Genomic DNA, 17,021 nt, shown 5'->3' on the forward strand with positions numbered 1-17,021 from the left:
GACGGTCCGTCTCGCTGGTGGAACGCATGGACCTTCTCGCCCTCACCGACTTCAACCTCGTTGCCCGCCATGGCGGGTTCGGGCGCGCCGCTCGGGCGGCCGGACGCCCGAAGGCGACGCTGTCGCGCCGGGTCTCGGAGCTGGAGGGCGCGCTTGCACTCCGCCTGTTCGAACGCGGCGCCCGCACGCTGACGCTCACCGAGGAGGGGCGGGCCCTCCACGAACGGACGGGGATGCTGCTGGCCGAGCTCGACGAGACCGCGGCGGCCATCGCCTCGGGCGGCGCGAATCCGCGCGGCCGGCTGCGGGTGAGCGCGCCGCTCCTGTTCTCACAGGTGGCCATGGGGAAGCTCGCGGCCGAGTTCGCCGTGAAGCACCCGGAGGTCCGGCTGGAGGTCACGACGGATGACCGGGCCGTCGACATGGTCGAGGAGGGCTACGACGTCGTGATCCGGGTCAACCCGGAGACGGACGAAAGCCTGGTCGGCCGCGTCTTCCTGCGCGACAGGCTGGTCGTCGTGGCCAGTCCAGCCCTCGGGCAGCCACAGGGCAACCGGCCGGTTCCGGCGGTGGTGCGCGGTTCGGGCGGTGGAGATGCCTGGAAGGTGAAGGTGCCGGACGGGAGACCGCGCATCCCGTTCGAGCCCGTCCTCAGGCTGTCGTCGATGATCATGGTGCGCGACGCGGTCCGGGCCGGCGTCGGGGCGGCCTGCCTGCCCGTCTCGCTCGTGAGCCACGACATTGCCGCGGGCAGGCTGGTCCAATGGGGCGACGTCGAGGGGCCAGAGATCGCACTTTGGACGCTCTACCCGTCCCGCCGGCTCCTCAGCGCCCGCGTCTCGGCCTTCCTCGACCACCTGAAGCAGGCGTTCCCGCAGGGCACGCCCGACGAGTTGGCGTCTTACATCGGCACGTGAGTACGGGCCGGCGCCCCGAAGCCTGCGCGTCATCGAAGGTGCGGCGGGCGTCCTCGATCAGCGGCTCGTGCTCCCTTACCAGCGCGCGAAGCTTTTCGAGGTTGGCAGCCAAGGTGCGCCAGCCGTCTCGCAGTGGAACGGTACGTCTATATCGTACGACTATTCGCCCATCCGCGGATCGCTAACTTTGGCCACGTGAGAAGCAGCCAGCTTCCCGGAGGCAGCCATGCAAACCGTATCGAGCGAACCCCGACCGAAGATCCTGGTCCTTGGCGCCACCGGCGGGACAGGCAGGCTCATCGTCGCCCAAAGCCTGGCGCGCGGCTACGACGTGACGGCGCTGGTGCGCTCGCCCGGGAAGGCGAAAAGCCTTCCCGGCGCCAAGCTGGCGGTGGGCGACGCCCGTAACCCGAAGGTGCTGCGCGAGGCGCTGAGGGGGCGGGACGCGGTGGTGAGCGCGCTCGGCACGCCGGCAAGCCCATACAGGGAGGTGACGCTCCTGTCCGAGGTCACCCGAACCCTCGTCGGCGCCATGAGGGACGAAGGCGTCGCGCGCCTGGTCGCGGTCACCGGGATCGGCGCCGGCGACAGCCGGGGGCATGGCGGCTTCGCCTTCGACAAGCTGATCCTCCCGCTGCTCCTGCGCCATGTCTACGTCGACAAGGACCGCCAGGAGGACATCGTGAGGCAGAGCGGCCTCGACTGGGTCCTCGTCCGTCCCACCGTCCTGAGCAACAAGCCCGGCCGCGGCGCGGTCCGCGCGCTCGTCGACCTCGCCGGCTTCCATGGCGGGTCCGTCGCCCGGGAAGACGTCGCACGCTTCGTTCTCGACCAAGTCGAGACCGACGCCTGGATCGGCCGGTCGCCCCTGATCACGTGGTGAGCGCCGGCCCATCCCGGTGGGTCGGGAAGTGCCGGTCAGGCGCCCTGGCCGGCCAGCGCCACGGCGTCGGCTCCGGCGGGCAGGCGCATCGGGCAGGCCGGGTCGGTCGCGGCGCGCCAGATCGCCTCCGCCACGTCGACGGAACGCGTCACCTCGTCCGGGGGCTGCTGCTGCCAAGCCGCGAACACCTCCTGCACCAGGCCGGCGTAGGGTTCGGGGAAGCCCGCCGTCATGCGAGCCCGTGCGGTTTGGCCAAACGCGGTTTCAGGCGCCCGCCCGGGGATGACTAGGCGCACCCGCACGCTGAACGACTTCAACTCCAGGGCCAGGGACTCCGTGAAGGCGTTCACCGCGGCCTTGCTCGCCGTGTAGACGGAGAGCAGGTGCAGCGGCTTCTGGGTGACGCTGGAGCTCACGTTCACGACGACACCGGCCCGGCGCTCCCGGAACTGCGGCAGTACGGCTTGGGTCATGGCCATCGTCCCGAACGTGTTCGTCTCGAAGATTTCGCGCACCACCTCCATCGGCGTGCCTTCGAGCGCGTTCAGCCAGCCGATGCCGGCGTTGTTGACCAGGACGTCGATGGGTCCCGCCGCCTCGATGGCCTGCCGGATGCTCGTCGCATCGGTGACGTCGAGGGCGAGGACGCGCAGGCGGTCGCAGGCGGGCAGATCCACCGCGCGCGGCGTACGCATGGTGGCTACCACGTTCCAGCCCCGGTCGAAAAAAAGGCGGGCGATCTCAAGACCGAACCCGGACGAGCATCCAGTGATCAGGACGGTTTGCATGTCGGCTCCATCAGGTTGTGACCAGCGATGGATAGATCCGGACAGCGGGACGATCTACAATCGCGCGTCCTGATCTCATTAGCGAAAGTCCGGAAATGTCCGATCCGCTCGCTGACGTTGTCACCCTGCTCCGTCCCAGAGCCGCGTTCTCCAAGTCCGTGAGCGCCTCGGGTCCCTGGCGAGTCCGCCGGGCGGAGCACGGTCGTCCGTTCTACTGCGCCGCGCTGGAGGGCTCATGCCGCCTGACGATCCGGGACCGCGATCCGGTAGTCCTGGAGCAGGGGGACTTCCTCCTTGTCCCGGCTGCGGACGCGTTCGAGATGTCGAGCCTCATGCCCCCGATCGAAGGCTCCGAGACGATGCCGGTCGAGGTGGGGCCCGGCGAGTTCCGGGTCGGGCGGCAGGACGGCCCGGCGGACGTCCGCATGCTCGTAGGCTACTGCACCTTCGGCTCGCCCGACGCAGGCCTGCTGGTGTCGCTCCTGCCGAGCCTCGTCCACGTTCGAGGCGAGACCAAGCTGGCCTCCCTCATGTACCTCGTCGGCGAAGAGGCGCGTCAGCGCAGGCCCGCGCGGGACCTCATCTTGGAGCGGCTTCTGGAGGTCATGCTGATCGAGGCGCTGCGCTCCATGGGCGGCCCCGCGCTGTCACCGGGCCTCCTGCGGGGACTCGGTGACGAACGCTTGAGCGTGGCCTTGCGCAGGATGCACGAGATGCCGACCGCCGCCTGGACCGTCGCAGGGCTGGCGCAGGAGGCGGGGCTCTCGCGCTCCGTATTCTTCGAGCGCTTCAGGCGCGCAGTCGGTGTCGCGCCGATGGAGTATCTCCTCGGTTGGCGAATGGCCCTGGCGAAGGACCTTCTCCGGCGCGAGGGCGGCGGCATCGCCGAGGTGGCCGTGCGAGTGGGTTACGGCTCCGCGAGCACGTTCAGCGTGGCGTTTTCCCGCCATGTGGGCTTGCCGCCGGCGGCGTATGCCCGGGAGCACAGTCAATCGGCTTGACCAGCGCACAACGGCAGGTGCTCGGGCCATCAACGAGGCCTACTGCGCCTTTCCAGTGTCTGGCTGCGAGCGCAACACGATTTCAGCAGACCTCGCCGGTGTCTCGATCCGAGGTATCTCCGAACAGAAGCAGGCGTTCCTAAAGGTCTGCCTTGACGTCACCGTGGAGCTCGAAGCGTTGCCTGACACGGCGCGCTTCCTCACGGCTTCGTTTTGAAGCAGTCATGCTCGTGGTTGGCCGCCTCAATCGCCGCTTCGTTGGTCAGTGCCCATGCGCAGAGCGCCTCGAAGGGTTGGCGCAGCGAATGGCCAAGCGGGGTGATCGCGTACTCGACACCGATTGGTGCGGTCGGCAGCACCGTCCGGGTCACCAGACCATTGCGCTCCAACCGCTTCAGCGCGTCCGCCAGCGCCTTGTGCGTGATGCCGTCGAGCCGCCGCTTGATCGCGTTGAACCGCGACGGCCGCGGGCAGAGCACCGTGAGGATCAGGATCGTCCACTTGTCGGCGATCTTGTCCAGCACAGGGCGCACCCGCGCCATGTTGGCGAGCGCGCACTCGGACAGTGCCTCGAGGTCGGTATCGTCGGCCATATCTAGGCCACCCTAAGTGCGTTCTTGATAGCAGATATACGTTGTGTATCACATGTCCCCTCGTAGACGAAGGGATTCCGAAATGGCGCGCATGGTGGACAAGGTTGCTCTCGTGGTCGGCGGAGCGAAGGGGATCGGCCTTGCGGTCGCCGAGCGGCTGGCGGTCGAGGGTGCGTCGGTCGTGCTCACCGGGCGGCGCACCGACGATGTCGAGGCCGCCGCCGCTAGGATCGGGCGTGGTGCGCGGGGTCTCATTGCGGACGCGGCCCTACAAGAGGACTTGCACCGCGTCGTGGAGACGGTGAGGGAGGCATATGGCCGGATCGACGCGTTGGTCCTCAACGCGGGCATCTCGGAACCGGCAACCCTGCGCGACGGGACGCCCGAGCATTTCGACCGGCACTTTGCAGTCAACGTCCGTGGGACCGTCTTCGGGTTGCAGGCGGCGCTGAGCGCGATGGGGCGGGGTGGGTCGGTCGTGCTGATGGGATCAATTGCCGATGCCGCAGGCATCACGCCCTACGGGACTTACTGCGCGACGAAGGCGGCACTGCGCTCCTACGCGCGCACGTGGACAGCGGAACTGGCCCCGCAGGGTATCCGTGTGAACGTGGTGGCCCCCGGCCCAACCGACACCGCCATGATGGCTAGCGTGCCGGAGGAGGGGCGGGCCGCGCTGATCGCACCAATCCCCCTCGGCCGCATGGCGCGCCCGGAGGAGGTGGCGGCGGCCACGCTGTTCCTGCTGAGCGACGAGGCGAGCTTCATCGCGGGCGCCGAACTGTGCGTCGATGGCGGGATGCGGCAGGTCTAGCGTCCCGGTCAGGGGGTCATGGAGCCGCTGTCAGGGAGCGGCCTCATGGTACCGCATCGCTTCGAGGTCGGCGATCAGCCCCGGCCCGGTCGGGTGCCACCCCAGCCGGGCCTTCGTCCACGAGCTCGAGGCCGACATGTCCACACCGGCGAATGCGCCGAGCCACTCGAAATGCCGGGCCGCCTCCTCCGGCGGAAGGGACCTGACCGGCACGTTCAGCCCCCGACCGAGGACTTCCGCGATGGCGCGAGTCGGGACGCCCTCCTCGGCGACGGCGTGGTAGCGTGCCCCTGTCTCCCGCTGCTCCAGAGCCAACCGGTAAAGGCGGGCGACGTCGAGTACGGCAGCGGCCGACCACCGGTGCGTCCCGTCCCCGACATAGGCCGAGACGCCCTTCCGGCGCGCCAGTTCGACGAGGTAGGTGACGAGGCCCTGCTTGACCCTGTCATGCACCTGGGGGAGCCGCACCACCGACACGTTGACGCCCGTCTCCAGCAGCGCGGCCCCTGCCAGCTCGGACGTGATGCGCGGGTTCTGATGCTCGGCGTTGAAGACGTCCTCCGTCGCCGGCCGGCCCGGGGCGGGGCTCCCGAAGCCGGTCCCGGAGGTGATGATCAGGGGCCGATCCGAGCCCTTGAGGGGGGAGCCGAGGGCTTTGATGGCGCGCCGGTCCTTCTCGCAATTGGCGGCGAAGTTCGAGAAGTCGTCGTGGTCGAAGGCGGTGTGGATCACTCCGTCCACCTGGGCGGCGCCGCGGCGCAGGCTGTCCAGATCCTCCAGGTTGCCGAGATGCGGCACGGCCCCGGCGTCGCGAAGGGCCCGGGCGCCCCTCTCCGAGCGGGTCAGCCCGAGAACCTGATGGCCGGCGGCGAGGAGTTCGGGAACGATGGCCGAGCCGATGAAGCCGGTCGCACCGGTCAGAAATATGCGCATGGGGGCTTGTCCGAAGGGGCGAGGAAGCCGACTGTCGCGCTTGCCGGCATCCGGTTAAAGTAGTGACCTTATCCGGGTATAATCACCAACAGGCTCGCGATGCCGTCCACCTCGGAGAACCTGCTCGGGGCCTATCTCCGAGACCGGCGGACAAAGTTGGACCCAGCGGCCTTCGGGTTCTCCGGGCGCCGAAGGACGCCGGGCCTACGCCGGGAGGAAGTCGCCCAACGCTCCAACATCAGTGCAACCTGGTACACGTGGCTGGAGCAGGGACGCGGCGGAGCCCCCTCCGCGGACGTGCTCAACCGCATCGCGTCCGGGCTGATGCTGACGGAGCCCGAACGCGAGCACCTGTTCCTGCTGGGGCTTGGGCGGCCGCCCGAGGTCCGCTACAGGCCGGTCGAAGGCGTGACGCCGCGCCTGCAGCGCCTCCTCGACACGCTCGAGGCGAGCCCCGCGCTGGTGAAGACCGCCACCTGGGACGTCCTCGCCTGGAACCCGGCCGCCGCCGTGGTGCTGACCGACTGGGATACCGTCCCGTTCCGCGAGCGCAACATCCTCCGCCGGATGTTCGGCGACCTGCGGGTGCGGAGCGCGCAGCAAGATTGGGAAAGCGTGGCGCGCTTCGTGGTTGGCACGTTCCGGGCCGACGCGGCGAGGGCCGGGGCCACCTCGGAGGTCGGCCAGTTGGTGGAGGAGCTCTGCCGCACGAGCTCGGAGTTCGAGGCGCTCTGGCACGAGAACGACGTCCGGGTCCACGGGGACGGGGTCAAGCGCCTGCGGCACCCGACCCTGGGCGAGATCGAGCTGGAATACTCGGCTTTCGCGGTGGATGGGCGGCCCGACCTCGGCATGCTCGTCTACAATCCTGTCGCCGACACCGTCGCCGCAGGGATACGCGCCCTGGTCGCGGCACGCTCCGCCAGCCGGCAAGGCCGGGCTTAGGGTCGTTCGCATTGGCCGGCACGCGCCTGAGGAGCTGCCGGCGCGCATCGTCGATCAACCGGTAGAGGATCGCCTCGACGCCCGGGTCGCCCATGTGCGCGCGGTCGCCCCGCGCGACGAGGTCCCGGCTGCGTTCGCCCGCCGTCACCCAATTCCAGCCAACTGTCGACCGTCCGCTTTCTTCGAACCCCTTCCCGAAACCAGAACAGTAGCAATCCACCCTGAGCGGACCTCCCGCTATCGACCCTTCATCGCCGGGCCGAAACCACAAGGCCTCCCCGAAAGCGGTCCTTCAACGCGCGGAAAGCGTCCCGTTTCGCTATCGTCGCTTGGCCATTTCAGAGAATGGCATTCGGGAAGCGGTTTGGGGAAAACTTGCACCGATGCGGTCGTGACAACTCAGAGCATTCGAGCCCTGCGCCGCCAGCGCCACGCGCCGCGCTTCGGAAGCGGAGATCTCCACCTTCAGAAGCGCGTTCCCGACACCGTCGCGATAAAGGCGCGGAGGTCAGCTAGCATCAGTTCCGGCTCTTCCAGCGCGGCGAAATGCCCGCCTCGCGGCATGTCGGTCCAATGCACGACGTTGTAGGTCTTCTCCGCGAATGAGCGAGGCGGCGGCGAGAACACCGGATCGGGGAACGCCGCAACGCCGGTCGGCACCTGGATGCGGGTGCTGGCCGGAAGCATCATCGATCCCTCAAGCCGGCTGCCGTAGTAGATCCAGGTTGCAGTCACGAACGATGCCGGCGCGATGTAGAGCATGATGTTGGTGAGGAGCTCCTCCTCGGAAAACTTGCTCCAGATGTCGGGGTCGCCGTCGGCGGTTGTCGGAAGATCGGCCCACTTGCCGAACTTTTCGAGTATCCAGCCCGCCACTCCGACCGGGCTGTCGGCCATCGCGACGCCGAGCGTTTGCGGACGGGTCGCCTGCTCGTGAAAATAGGCGCTCTCCCGATCGGCCATCGCGGCCCGCTTGGCGGCGAAAGACTTCTCCTCGTCGGTCGTCGGAGCGGCGTCCTCCGCACGCACGGTCATCATGTTGATATGGATGCCGAGCAGAGCATCCGGTCGATCATGCGCTGCCCAGGCCGCTATGCCGTGGCCCCAATCGCCCCCTTGAATGAAATACGGCGCGTCGCCGAACAGTTGGGCCATCAGCCCATGCACGAGCGCAGCAGCTTGCCGCGGGCCAATTGGTTGCGTGATCGGGTTGGAAAACGCGAAGCCTGGAAGCGAGGGGACAACAACATCGTGCCCGTCCGCTGCGAGCGGCTCCAACAGCCGCTCGAACTCAAGATACGAGCCCGGCCAGCCGTGGAGAAGTAGGACGGGCGGCTCGGAGCCGTCGCCCTTCACATGAACGAAGTGGAGGTGTTCGCCTTCCACGTCGGCTGTGAAGTTGGGGAGTGCATTGAGGCGCCGTTCGACCGCACGCCAGTCGTAGCTATCCCTCCAATACGCGACGAGCCGCTTGAGGTCATCAACCCCGACCCCCGCTGACCAGCCCCCCGCATCCGGCAGCTGGCTCCAGTCGTAAGCCTCGATCTTGGCTCTGATCGTCGCGAGCCGTTCGTCAGAGATGTTGATCGTGTAGGGTGAAATCATGATGTTCTCCGCTTAAGCTGGGAAACGCCATCGTCTAAGGGATTGCTTGAACATCAGATCGCCGGCGCATCCGGTGCGCTCGCCCGCAGCGCGGTAAGGTCGGCCTGTTTTCCGAAGATGCCCCAATTTTGCTCGGCAACCTCGTGAATGACGACGTACACCGGGGCGACCGCTGCGCCGTCCGGCCGCCGATCAAGGATGGCGGTTGCGCCTTCAATAAGCCGGCGCTTGCCAGCAGCATCCAATCCTCCTGCCAGCACGTATATCTGGAGCGTCACGACGGGCAGCCGAGCGAGTTCGTCGCCCATGAATACGGCATCTGCCGCATAGTCGGCGAAGTAAGTCCACACGGTGCTACGCAACATCGGCGAGGGCGGTAGTACCTCCCAGTCGAGGCCGAGCGCTGTCAGTGGGCCAGCGACCCGCTGCCGATCGGCGGCGTCGAAGGTGCCAGCCGGCGAATGGATGATGAGCTTGGGCATGGAGCAGCGTCCCTGTGAACGAATGCGGGTGCCGCCGTGCGGCACCCATCGTCGCGGCTCAGATGGTCTGACCGCCAGAGACCTCGATGCGCTGACCGGTGACCCAGCCATTGTCCGGGCCGAGCAGGCTGGCCACCATGGGACCGATGTCGTCGGGCAGGCCGACGCGGCCTAGCGCCGTCATGCCTGCAAACGCCTTGTTGTAGTCTGGGATGTCGCGCACCGCGCCGCCCAGGAAGTCAGTCTCGATCGCGCCGGGGGCGACCGTGTTGGCGGTGATGCCGCGCGCGCCCAGCTCCTTGGCGAGGTAGACTGTCAGGACCTCCACTGCGCCCTTGGCCGCCGAGTAGGCCGAGAAACCGGGGAACGACACGCGGGTCAGGCCGGACGAGAAGTTGATGATGCGTCCGCCGTCGGCCAGCACCGGCAACAGGGCCTGGGTGAGGAAGAACACGCCCTTCACATGGACGTTGAACAGCTGGTCGAACTGCGCTTCGGTGGCGGCGGCGAATTCGGCCATCTCGCCGTGCCCGGCGTTGTTGACCAGGTAATCGAGTGTATCGCGGCCGAAGGTCTGCGTCAGGCTGGCGCGTAGCGCCTCCACGAAGGCTGGGAAGGTCGCAACGGTGCCGGTGTCCAGCTGCAAGGCCACCGCCTTCCGGCCCAGCGCCTCGATCTCGGCGACGACGGCCTTTGCCTGCTCTTTGTTGGTGCGGTAGGTCAGGATCACGTCGCCGTCGTGGCGGGCGATGCTGACGGCGGTGTTGCGGCCGAGACCCCGGCTGCCACCGGTTACGAGAGCGATTTTGCTCATGGTCGGATACTCCTTTGTTGCCCGACCATGATGCGGCCAGAGGGCCCGATCGTCGTTGCCGAAACCTCGTGCTTTCTTGCCTAATCCTCTTGTAGGCTTTGTGCGCAGGCGGTGGTGCAGCTAGGATGGCCGCATGAGCGAAGCCCTGCGCGAGGCTGTTGACCGCTTCACCAGCGCCTATCCAGGCGCGGGCGAACTGACCGCTACCGCCATCCCCGGTTTGACCCTGGTACGGGCTGCCGCCCCGAGCGGCCTGGTTCACGCGATCAACCGGCCGTTGGTCTGCCTCGTCCTGCAAGGCAGCAAGCACGTCACGACAGGCAACCAGGCGTTCACGTTCAGCGGGGGAGCCTCACTGCTGATCACGGCGGACGTGCCAACGGTCAGTCAAATCACGGAAGCCAGTGCGGAGCGGCCTTACCTTTCCCTGGTGCTCGAACTCGATAGCGCCGTGCTAGCCGAGCTGCTAGCGCAGGTGGACGGAACCCCGCCACCGGGGCCGGTCCATTCCGTCGCCGTCGATCCTACGGAGACGGAAGCGGCCGACACGGCCTTGCGCCTCATGCGCTTGCTCGATCGTCCCGCATCCATCGGCGTGCTACAGGCGCAGCTTGTGCGGGAGTTGCACTACTGGCTAATGCTGGGCCGGCACGGACCAGCCATGCGCGCGCTGGGCTGACCCGGCGGCCATGCCGAGCACGTCGCCCGCGCGGTGGCCGTGCTACGGACGGAGTACGCCCAGCCGCTGTCCATCGCGCGGCTGGCGGCGGTGGCCGGTATGAGCCCATCGTCGTTTCACCTGCACTTCCGGGGCGTGACCTCGCTCTCGCCGATCCAGTTCCAGAAGCAGCTACGCTTGATCGAGGCCCGGCGGCTGATGCTAGCGGAAGGGTTCGGCGCAGGCCGCGCCGCCTATGCGGTGGGCTACGAGAGCGTGCCGCAGTTCACCCGTGAGTATGGGCGGATGTTTGGTCAATCGCCCGCGCGCGAAATTCGTCAAGCGCGGGTACAAATCGGGTTTGCTGCATAGCCTTCGAGCGGACGCTGCCAATGCCTGCCAAGCGTTGGGAGCAGGCGGGACCTCGACGTCCGCTCTGATGCTTCGGCCGCTCGGAAGCAGACCGGCAGATATCCACCCATCTGACACGTCCTGAGGGACGCAGGTGCCGACGGCACATGGCCGATAACTGAAGTTCCGCTTTGGGAGATTCGCGCCGGCGAAGCGGAAGTACCCAGCTCCCTCAAGGGCACACGAACGAATTACAGCTTTGGTTACAGATCGCGGGCGTCTGACGTGGCCTCGCATCAGTCGAGAACGCGAGGCCGTGCAAGATCTGTATCAGACCGCGGGGGATATGGCCGACGCCGATGCCGGCCTCCTATCCATGACCGAGACCACAAAGGCCGTGAGGAACGCCAGCGGCATCGTGACGATGGTCGGGGGATCGAGCGGGAAGATCGGAGCGGCGTTACCGAGCACCTTCACCCAGACCGGTGGCCCGAGGACTGTGAGGGCGACGGCGCCGACGAGGCCGATCACGCCGCCGGCGATCGCCCCCCGGGTCGTCAGCCCGCCCCAGTACAGCGCCAGGATCAGAAGCGGCAGGGTCGAGCTGCAGCTCACCGCATAGGCGAGGCTGATCATGTAGGCGACGTTCTGGGTCTGAAAGGCGATGCCGAGCAGCACCGACAGAATGCCGAGGCCGACGGTGGCGAGCCGCGAGGCCCGGATCTCGCTGCGCTCCGTCGCCCGGCCCCGGCCAATGATGCGGGCGTAGAGGTCGTGCGAGACCGCCGAGGCGCCCGTCAGCGTCAGCCCCGCGACCACCGCCAGAATCGTGGCGAAGGCCACGGCGGAGACGAGGCCCATGAGCGTGTCGCCGCCCAGCGCGTGGGATAGATGAACGGTGGCCATGTTGCCACCACCGCGGATAGCGCCCTTGGCGTCGAGATAGGCCGGATCTCCGCCGATGATGGCCAGCGCTCCGAACCCGATTATGAAGATGAGCGCGAAGAAACCACTCTGGCACATCACGGCCCAGAAGACCGACACCCTGGCCGCACGGGTGTCCGGGACGGTGAAGAAGCGCATCAGGACGTGCGGGAGGCCCGCCGCCCCAAGCATCAGTGTCATGCCGAGTGAGACCGATTGCCAGACGCTCCCCGAATAGACTTGCGGCATCATGATCGCAGCGTGCCTTGGGTGCACTGCGATGGCCCGGGCGACGAGGGTATTATAGTCGAAGCCGAACTTGGCCAGGACGAGCAGCGAGATCGCGATGCCAGCCGTGAGCAGCAGCGCCGCCTTGACGATCTGAACCCAGGTCGTCGCCACCATGCCGCCGAACATCACGTAGCAGATCATCAACGCGCCCACGAGGATCTGCGCATAGAGATAATCGAGCCCGAACAGCAGCCGGATCAACTGGCCCGCCCCGACCATCTGGGCGATGAGGTAAAACATTACGATGATGAGGGTCGCGATCGCGGTGAAGATGCGGATCGGTGTCTCCGACAAGCGCGTCGCCAGGACATCGGCCACCGTGTAGCGCCCGAGCTTCCGCAGCCGCTCGGCCACCAGGAAGACGACGAAGGGCAGGCCGGTCGCATAGCCGACGGCGAAGATCAGGCCGTCGAAGCCGGAGGAGCAGATCAGACCGGCAAGCCCGAGGAGCGCGCCGGCCGAGATCATGTCGCCGGCCAGGGCGATGCCGTTCTGGAAGCCGGAGATTTGACCGCCCGCGGCATAGAACTGGTCGGCCGAATGGGCGCGCCGCGCCGCCCAGTAGGTGATGCCCAACGTTACGAGAACAATGCCGACGAACATTCCGATTGCTGCGGGGTTGAGGCCGCCGCTTTCGGCAGCGAGCGCCGGGGCAATGGCGCCTAGGATAAGTGAGACGGCAAGAATGGACCTTCGCATGGTGTCTGCCTCCTCAGCGCGCGGTGAGACGGTTGGCGAGCAGGACGTAGAGCCCCGTCAGGATCATGGTGGACAGGATGGCGAGGAGACCGCCGACGGTGCCGACCGTCACGGCCATCCCGGGTGCGATCGGCCGCGTCATAGTGGCGGGCGAGACGATGAAGGTGCCGACGAAGCTGCCGTAGATGAGCGTCTGGATGGCGGCCATGATCCAGCCGAGGCGGGCTTGCGGCAGGTCGTTGTTCGGCGCCGCGGTCGGTGTTCGTTGGACAGGCATCAGTCGCACTCCGGCTCAGAGCAGTGGGACAAACAGGGGTGAGATCGAGGATTACTCGGCAGCTTTCGGCGCATCGCCCGGAGCGTCGGCGACCACGCGGCCGAAGCCGTTGTTGACGCGGCTACGCTGATACTTGTTGAGCCACGTGCTGAACTGGACCGGCAGCATGTCGTAAGGACGCGCCTCGCCAAGAACCATCGCCGCGTAGACGGGCCAATGGGGGTTGGCGAGCATCGGCCGGCCGAGCATGACGAGGTCGACCTGACCTTCCTTGACGATCGCCTCAGCGAAGACGGGATCGGCGAGGTTCCAGTTCGCAGCGGTCAGGACGCCCGCCTCCTCCCGGATGCGTTGCGCAGCCGGGACCATGAACCCCTCCTCGTCCCACGGCGTCTGGGCGCGGCCCGAGTTGCCGCCGAAGGAAACGTCTACGAGGTCGAGGCCCCGAGGGGCGAGCAGCCGGGCCAATTCGACCGACTCGTCGATGGTCTGGCCGCCGGGCGCGAACTCCGTCACGCCGAACCGCATGGAGAGCGGCAGCCGCTCGGGCCATTCCGAGCGTACCGCCTCGAAGACCTCGATGAGCAACCGGCTGCGCCCGGCGAAGTCGCCGCCGTATGCGTCGGTGCGCCGGTTGGCCAGGGGCGAGAAGAAGCTCGACAGCAGGAAGCCGTGTGCGCAGTGGATCTCCAGCCACTGGAAACCGGCCTCCCGCGCGCGGCGCGCAGCCTCGGCGTATTGGCGCGTCACCGTCGCGATATCGTCGTGCGTCATGGCGCGCGGGACCCGCGGCATGGCTCCGCCGAAGGCGTCGGCGGAGGGGCCGATCATCTCCCACGCGTCGGGATGGTCGTCCGGCAGATGGCCGCCGCCCTTCCACGGAGGCTCGACGCAGCCCCGGCGGCCGGTGTGGCCGAGCTGGATGCCAGGGACCGCCCCGACGGACGCCACGAAGCGGGCGATGCGCGCCAGGGCCTCGCCCTGCGCGTCGTTCCAGATACCGGCGCACTGGGTGGACATGCGGCCCTCCGGCGAGACGGCCGCCTGCTCCACCACGACGAGGGCGGCGCCCCCTGCCGCCTTCGAGCCCAGATGCGCCAGGTGCCAGTCGTTCACGAGTCCGTCCGGCGACGAGAACTGGGTCATTGGCGAGACCGCGATGCGATTGCGCAGCGTGACGTCGCGAACCCGGAGTTCGCTGAACAGTGAGGACATCGGGCTTGGTCTCCCCGCCCGCCCCGTCCGGCCAAGCATCCTGCCGGAGAAGCGAGCGATCTGCTCGAAAAATAAGCCAATACTGCCGATGAACAGGCAGCTAGATGCCTGGATCTTCTCGGTCGATGACTTGTTCGAGCACTAGACTGCGCTTAGCCTCTGAGGGCGTTCTTCCAAATTCATGCCGGGTTCGAACAGATTCCGGACATCGTGAGGCGAGGATGCGCCGGCGGGGCGTATCAGTGAGATTGAGGCCATGACGGTCACGACGATGCAGACGCGTGACATCGGCTCCTGGCCGAAGAACATTGCATTGGCCCGCAGCACGGGGCGGGGCTGGCGGGACATCCACGCGCAGCACGTCGCCGTAGAGCCCTGGACGGGGACACTCGACCCGGTCGGCAACCCCTGCCTCGGCTACTGCGTCAATCGTCCCGCCCAGATCCGCCGGCGCATCGGGCGCGGCGGCATGACCGAAACGCACACGCTGCGTCCCCGCCAGTTCCACCTGATCCCGGCCCATGACGAGAGCGAATGGCAGAGACGGGGGCGCTCAGAGATGCTGGCGATGCATCTCCGCCAGGGATTGATCGACGAGACCGCGCGCCAGATGTGCAGCGCGACCGCCCCACGCGTCGAACTCGACGTTCCGCTCGGGACGTCCGACCCGCTCTTGGAGCAGTTGGCGCTGGCTATCCTGGAGATCATGCGGGAGGAGCCGGATCCCTCGTCGGCGCTCTACGTCGACGAGTTGGTCCACGCCATGGTTGTGCGACTCGTTCGGATCTACACAGCCAACGGCCGCTCATCGCGGCGGGGCCCAGACAGGCAGGTGCTCGATTGCGGCGAGATGAGGCGCGTCCGCGACCTGATCGAGGACCGCCTTGCCGACGATCTGTCCCTCGAGGCCATCGCGGGCGAGGTCGGCGTATCCGCACGCTCCTTGTCCCGCTCCTGTCTCCGGCAATGGGGCACGACGGTCCATCAATACGTGCTGTCACGCCGGGTGGAGCGGGCCAAAAACCTGCTCCTCTCGACCGATCTCACCGTCACCTCGATCGCGCTGGATACGGGCTTCTCAAGCCAGAGCCATCTAGCGACAGCGTTTCGCCGGGTGACGGGCCTCACACCGAAAAATTACAGGCTCTGCGGGCAATCCTGATCCGGCGATGCGAATTTGACAGTGATCTGGGCTGTCGGACTTGCAGGATCTGTGCGCGCCGGCTGAGTTTTACTGGCACGCCTGCAGATATGAAGACCTCGCGGAAAAATGCGGCTTGGTGGCGAGCATCTTGGGATACTGGCCCCATGAACTCTCTCATAGGGGTTGGATCCATTCGTAGAGTCGAAACCTGTCCCTCGCGGATGATGTGGCCGTTGTCGAACATGCAGACCCGTTATTTGCTCCCGGTCGCGCAGAGAGGGGCAATACGGCAACTATAAGAGCCGAGCGGTAGACCGGGCTTGGCCGATATCGGTATAGCTAGTATCGGACAAACTTCCAAGCAAAGCGAGTGTTGGCCGTCCAAGTACTTGCGGCCAAAAATAATCGATGAATCCAGCCTATTTGGTACAGGGCCACAGCCTCTGTCACGACGGTCGTTTCGGCAACTTTGTACCATCCCCGTGTGCCAGCGGGGCCGAGCGGGTTTAGCTGTTGAGACCGGGCCGCTCGGCCCCTATCGAAGCGTGGACCCTGGGAAGGATTTCCACTTCGATTCCGTGTGCACCACGGCCGCGTGCGGATCGTGGTGGATGAGCGCTTGGCGTCAGCCCTTGCGGATCAGCGGGGCTACCACCGCAGCCGGCGCCGGCGGGGTGTAGAGCGGGACGACGAAGCGGACGAAGCCGTCGGTCGAATAATTGTCTCGGGTCCGGCCGAGCGCGTTCGTGTACTGGGCACCGGTGACCACGTCGCGTGCCACATACGCCTGAACGGTGAAGGCCTTGAAATCGTAACCGATGAGGCCACCGACGGCGAAGCGGCCGCGATTGCCGTTCGCGGCGCTGAACTGGCTGGTGTCGAAGTTGTAGACACCGTAGGCGACCGGGCCGATCTCGAAGTTGCCGAACTTCTTCGTGGCGGTCAGATCCAGCAGGATTGCATCCGAGAGGCGGATTGGGCCGATCGCTGCACCGACGGGACCGCCGAAGCGGCCGGGCGTGTCGTAGACGTTGCCGGTCAGGTTGGCGGTGATGTTCCAGCCGTCGCCGGTGTAGCTGCCGGCGACGCCGAACCTGTACGTGTTCGAAGAGAATTGCGGCAGCACCGGCGTTCCAGCCAAACCGGTCCCGAGCGAGCCGCGACCGGCATCGAGGTCGTTCAAGTGAACGCCGCCCAGGAAACTGACGCCGAAATTGTTGCCGAGGTCGAACGCCCAGATGCCGGCAAGGAGGGTGCCGACGTTGATCGAGATATCCTTGTTTCGCTGGCCGGCGCCGTTGCGGGTGAAGGCGAAAACGGTGGGCTGAGCGACGAGCGCTTCGATGCGGCCGCCGAAAGGTGTCAGCGGGGTCGACCAGAGCAGGAACGGGACGTTGATCGCGGTGTCGGGCGAGAAGGGCTGATCCGTGCGACGGTAAATGAAGGTGTCGACCGCGTAGAGGCCCTCGGGCAACGGCGCGCCGGCGGCGAGGCCGACTTGCTCGCCCGGAATCGTTGTGGCTTGGGCGAAGGCGGCCGTCGCGCTCAACGCGACGGCCGCAGCGCCCGCGAGCGTTGCCGTGATCCTGTTCAGCATCCTCAATCCCCTTTTTGCCGGGCGCAGGCCGAGCGTTCCCGTTCGCCGAAAAGCCCCGGCGCAGATACCGATCGGTTGTTTTGTTGGACT

Annotated in this window: 18 protein-coding genes; 8 read left to right on the top strand and 10 right to left on the bottom strand. The window is 66.9% G+C overall.

Translation table 11 applies throughout. From position 1 onward, the window contains the following. Positions 1-26: 26 nt before the first annotated feature. Both WYO_RS01640 and WYO_RS01645 read left to right on the top strand, forming a co-directional pair. Positions 27-917 carry a LysR family transcriptional regulator gene (locus WYO_RS01640; RefSeq protein ID WP_007558264.1) on the top strand — a complete coding sequence of 297 codons (891 nt, stop codon included), beginning with the start codon at positions 27-29 and terminating at the stop codon, positions 915-917. Positions 918-1,143: 226 nt separating this feature from the next. Continuing rightward, positions 1,144-1,800, top strand: a complete 657-nt coding sequence (locus WYO_RS01645; protein ID WP_007558265.1) for an SDR family oxidoreductase — start codon at positions 1,144-1,146, stop codon at positions 1,798-1,800. Between the two features lie 35 nt (positions 1,801-1,835). Here the strand turns inward: WYO_RS01645 and WYO_RS01650 are convergent, their stop codons facing one another. Then, on the bottom strand, positions 1,836-2,588 hold the full coding sequence (locus tag WYO_RS01650) for an SDR family oxidoreductase (protein WP_007558266.1): 753 nt from the start codon (positions 2,586-2,588) through the stop codon (positions 1,836-1,838). A 95-nt stretch (positions 2,589-2,683) separates the two neighbouring features. Between WYO_RS01650 and WYO_RS01655 the strand changes: the two genes are divergently transcribed. After that, positions 2,684-3,589, top strand: a complete 906-nt coding sequence (locus WYO_RS01655) for an AraC family transcriptional regulator (RefSeq protein WP_007558267.1) — start codon at positions 2,684-2,686, stop codon at positions 3,587-3,589. Positions 3,590-3,789: 200 nt separating this feature from the next. Here WYO_RS01655 and WYO_RS01660 read toward each other — a convergent pair whose 3' ends face one another. Further along, positions 3,790-4,182 carry a helix-turn-helix domain-containing protein gene (locus tag WYO_RS01660; protein ID WP_007558268.1) on the bottom strand — a complete coding sequence of 131 codons (393 nt, stop codon included), beginning with the start codon at positions 4,180-4,182 and terminating at the stop codon, positions 3,790-3,792. A gap of 82 nt (positions 4,183-4,264) precedes the next feature. Between WYO_RS01660 and WYO_RS01665 the strand changes: the two genes are divergently transcribed. Beyond that, positions 4,265-4,996 carry an SDR family oxidoreductase gene (locus tag WYO_RS01665; RefSeq protein WP_007558269.1) on the top strand — a complete coding sequence of 244 codons (732 nt, stop codon included), beginning with the start codon at positions 4,265-4,267 and terminating at the stop codon, positions 4,994-4,996. 30 nt (positions 4,997-5,026) lie between these two features. Here the strand turns inward: WYO_RS01665 and WYO_RS01670 are convergent, their stop codons facing one another. After that, complete coding sequence (locus WYO_RS01670; protein ID WP_007558270.1) at positions 5,027-5,929, bottom strand: SDR family oxidoreductase; 903 nt, start codon at positions 5,927-5,929, stop codon at positions 5,027-5,029. A gap of 99 nt (positions 5,930-6,028) precedes the next feature. Between WYO_RS01670 and WYO_RS01675 the strand changes: the two genes are divergently transcribed. Beyond that, entirely contained in the window at positions 6,029-6,874 is an 846-nt protein-coding gene (locus tag WYO_RS01675) for a helix-turn-helix transcriptional regulator (protein ID WP_007558272.1), read from the top strand. A 465-nt stretch (positions 6,875-7,339) separates the two neighbouring features. Here WYO_RS01675 and WYO_RS01680 read toward each other — a convergent pair whose 3' ends face one another. From WYO_RS01680 to WYO_RS01690, 3 genes are read right to left on the bottom strand one after another with little or no spacing between them, the layout of a single operon-like run. Continuing rightward, the gene (locus WYO_RS01680; RefSeq protein WP_007558274.1) at positions 7,340-8,479 is read right to left on the bottom strand and encodes an epoxide hydrolase family protein; all 1,140 of its coding nucleotides are present in this window, start codon (positions 8,477-8,479) and stop codon (positions 7,340-7,342) included. Between the two features lie 53 nt (positions 8,480-8,532). Beyond that, positions 8,533-8,961, bottom strand: a complete 429-nt coding sequence (locus tag WYO_RS01685; protein WP_007558275.1) for a tautomerase family protein — start codon at positions 8,959-8,961, stop codon at positions 8,533-8,535. Between the two features lie 58 nt (positions 8,962-9,019). Then, positions 9,020-9,775 carry an SDR family oxidoreductase gene (locus WYO_RS01690; protein ID WP_007558276.1) on the bottom strand — a complete coding sequence of 252 codons (756 nt, stop codon included), beginning with the start codon at positions 9,773-9,775 and terminating at the stop codon, positions 9,020-9,022. Between the two features lie 133 nt (positions 9,776-9,908). Here WYO_RS01690 and WYO_RS32450 point away from each other — a divergent pair, with 133 nt between their 5' ends. After that, positions 9,909-10,454 (top strand): AraC family transcriptional regulator, encoded by a 546-nt coding sequence (locus WYO_RS32450; protein WP_007558277.1) that lies wholly within the window; start codon positions 9,909-9,911, stop codon positions 10,452-10,454. 39 nt (positions 10,455-10,493) lie between these two features. Then, positions 10,494-10,805, top strand: coding sequence for an AraC family transcriptional regulator (locus WYO_RS32455; RefSeq protein WP_348270284.1), 312 nt, complete (start codon positions 10,494-10,496; stop codon positions 10,803-10,805). Between the two features lie 309 nt (positions 10,806-11,114). Here the strand turns inward: WYO_RS32455 and actP are convergent, their stop codons facing one another. From actP to WYO_RS01710, 3 genes are all read right to left on the bottom strand, one after another. After that, on the bottom strand, positions 11,115-12,602 hold the full coding sequence (gene actP, locus WYO_RS01700; protein WP_230368062.1) for a cation acetate symporter: 1,488 nt from the start codon (positions 12,600-12,602) through the stop codon (positions 11,115-11,117). 109 nt (positions 12,603-12,711) lie between these two features. Next, a complete protein-coding gene (locus WYO_RS01705; protein ID WP_007558282.1) occupies positions 12,712-12,975 on the bottom strand; it encodes a DUF485 domain-containing protein in 264 nt (87 codons plus the stop codon). Positions 12,976-13,026: 51 nt separating this feature from the next. Beyond that, a complete protein-coding gene (locus WYO_RS01710) occupies positions 13,027-14,190 on the bottom strand; it encodes an NADH:flavin oxidoreductase/NADH oxidase (protein ID WP_007558284.1) in 1,164 nt (387 codons plus the stop codon). A gap of 256 nt (positions 14,191-14,446) precedes the next feature. Between WYO_RS01710 and WYO_RS01715 the strand changes: the two genes are divergently transcribed. Next, complete coding sequence (locus WYO_RS01715; protein ID WP_007558286.1) at positions 14,447-15,352, top strand: AraC family transcriptional regulator; 906 nt, start codon at positions 14,447-14,449, stop codon at positions 15,350-15,352. Between the two features lie 607 nt (positions 15,353-15,959). Here the strand turns inward: WYO_RS01715 and WYO_RS01720 are convergent. Then, positions 15,960-16,931 (bottom strand): transporter, encoded by a 972-nt coding sequence (locus tag WYO_RS01720; protein WP_007558288.1) that lies wholly within the window; start codon positions 16,929-16,931, stop codon positions 15,960-15,962. Positions 16,932-17,021 lie beyond the last annotated feature (90 nt).

The sequence above is a fragment of the Methylobacterium sp. GXF4 genome, assembly GCF_000272495.1.
In the GTDB taxonomy this organism is placed as follows: domain Bacteria; phylum Pseudomonadota; class Alphaproteobacteria; order Rhizobiales; family Beijerinckiaceae; genus Methylobacterium; species Methylobacterium brachiatum.

Bases quoted from the DNA above. Each gene is read 5' to 3' on its own strand.
- WYO_RS01640 (WP_007558264.1), top strand. From the start codon at position 27: ATGGACCTTCTCGCCCTCACCGACTTCAACCTCGTTGCCCGCCATGGC.
- WYO_RS01645 (WP_007558265.1), top strand. From the start codon at position 1,144: ATGCAAACCGTATCGAGCGAACCCCGACCGAAGATCCTGGTCCTTGGC.
- WYO_RS01650 (WP_007558266.1), bottom strand. From the start codon at position 2,588: ATGCAAACCGTCCTGATCACTGGATGCTCGTCCGGGTTCGGTCTTGAG.
- WYO_RS01655 (WP_007558267.1), top strand. From the start codon at position 2,684: ATGTCCGATCCGCTCGCTGACGTTGTCACCCTGCTCCGTCCCAGAGCC.
- WYO_RS01660 (WP_007558268.1), bottom strand. From the start codon at position 4,182: ATGGCCGACGATACCGACCTCGAGGCACTGTCCGAGTGCGCGCTCGCC.
- WYO_RS01665 (WP_007558269.1), top strand. From the start codon at position 4,265: ATGGCGCGCATGGTGGACAAGGTTGCTCTCGTGGTCGGCGGAGCGAAG.
- WYO_RS01670 (WP_007558270.1), bottom strand. From the start codon at position 5,929: ATGCGCATATTTCTGACCGGTGCGACCGGCTTCATCGGCTCGGCCATC.
- WYO_RS01675 (WP_007558272.1), top strand. From the start codon at position 6,029: ATGCCGTCCACCTCGGAGAACCTGCTCGGGGCCTATCTCCGAGACCGG.
- WYO_RS01680 (WP_007558274.1), bottom strand. From the start codon at position 8,479: ATGATTTCACCCTACACGATCAACATCTCTGACGAACGGCTCGCGACG.
- WYO_RS01685 (WP_007558275.1), bottom strand. From the start codon at position 8,961: ATGCCCAAGCTCATCATCCATTCGCCGGCTGGCACCTTCGACGCCGCC.
- WYO_RS01690 (WP_007558276.1), bottom strand. From the start codon at position 9,775: ATGAGCAAAATCGCTCTCGTAACCGGTGGCAGCCGGGGTCTCGGCCGC.
- WYO_RS32450 (WP_007558277.1), top strand. From the start codon at position 9,909: ATGAGCGAAGCCCTGCGCGAGGCTGTTGACCGCTTCACCAGCGCCTAT.
- actP (WP_230368062.1), bottom strand. From the start codon at position 12,602: ATGTTCGTCGGCATTGTTCTCGTAACGTTGGGCATCACCTACTGGGCG.
- WYO_RS01705 (WP_007558282.1), bottom strand. From the start codon at position 12,975: ATGCCTGTCCAACGAACACCGACCGCGGCGCCGAACAACGACCTGCCG.
- WYO_RS01710 (WP_007558284.1), bottom strand. From the start codon at position 14,190: ATGTCCTCACTGTTCAGCGAACTCCGGGTTCGCGACGTCACGCTGCGC.
- WYO_RS01715 (WP_007558286.1), top strand. From the start codon at position 14,447: ATGACGGTCACGACGATGCAGACGCGTGACATCGGCTCCTGGCCGAAG.
- WYO_RS01720 (WP_007558288.1), bottom strand. From the start codon at position 16,931: ATGCTGAACAGGATCACGGCAACGCTCGCGGGCGCTGCGGCCGTCGCG.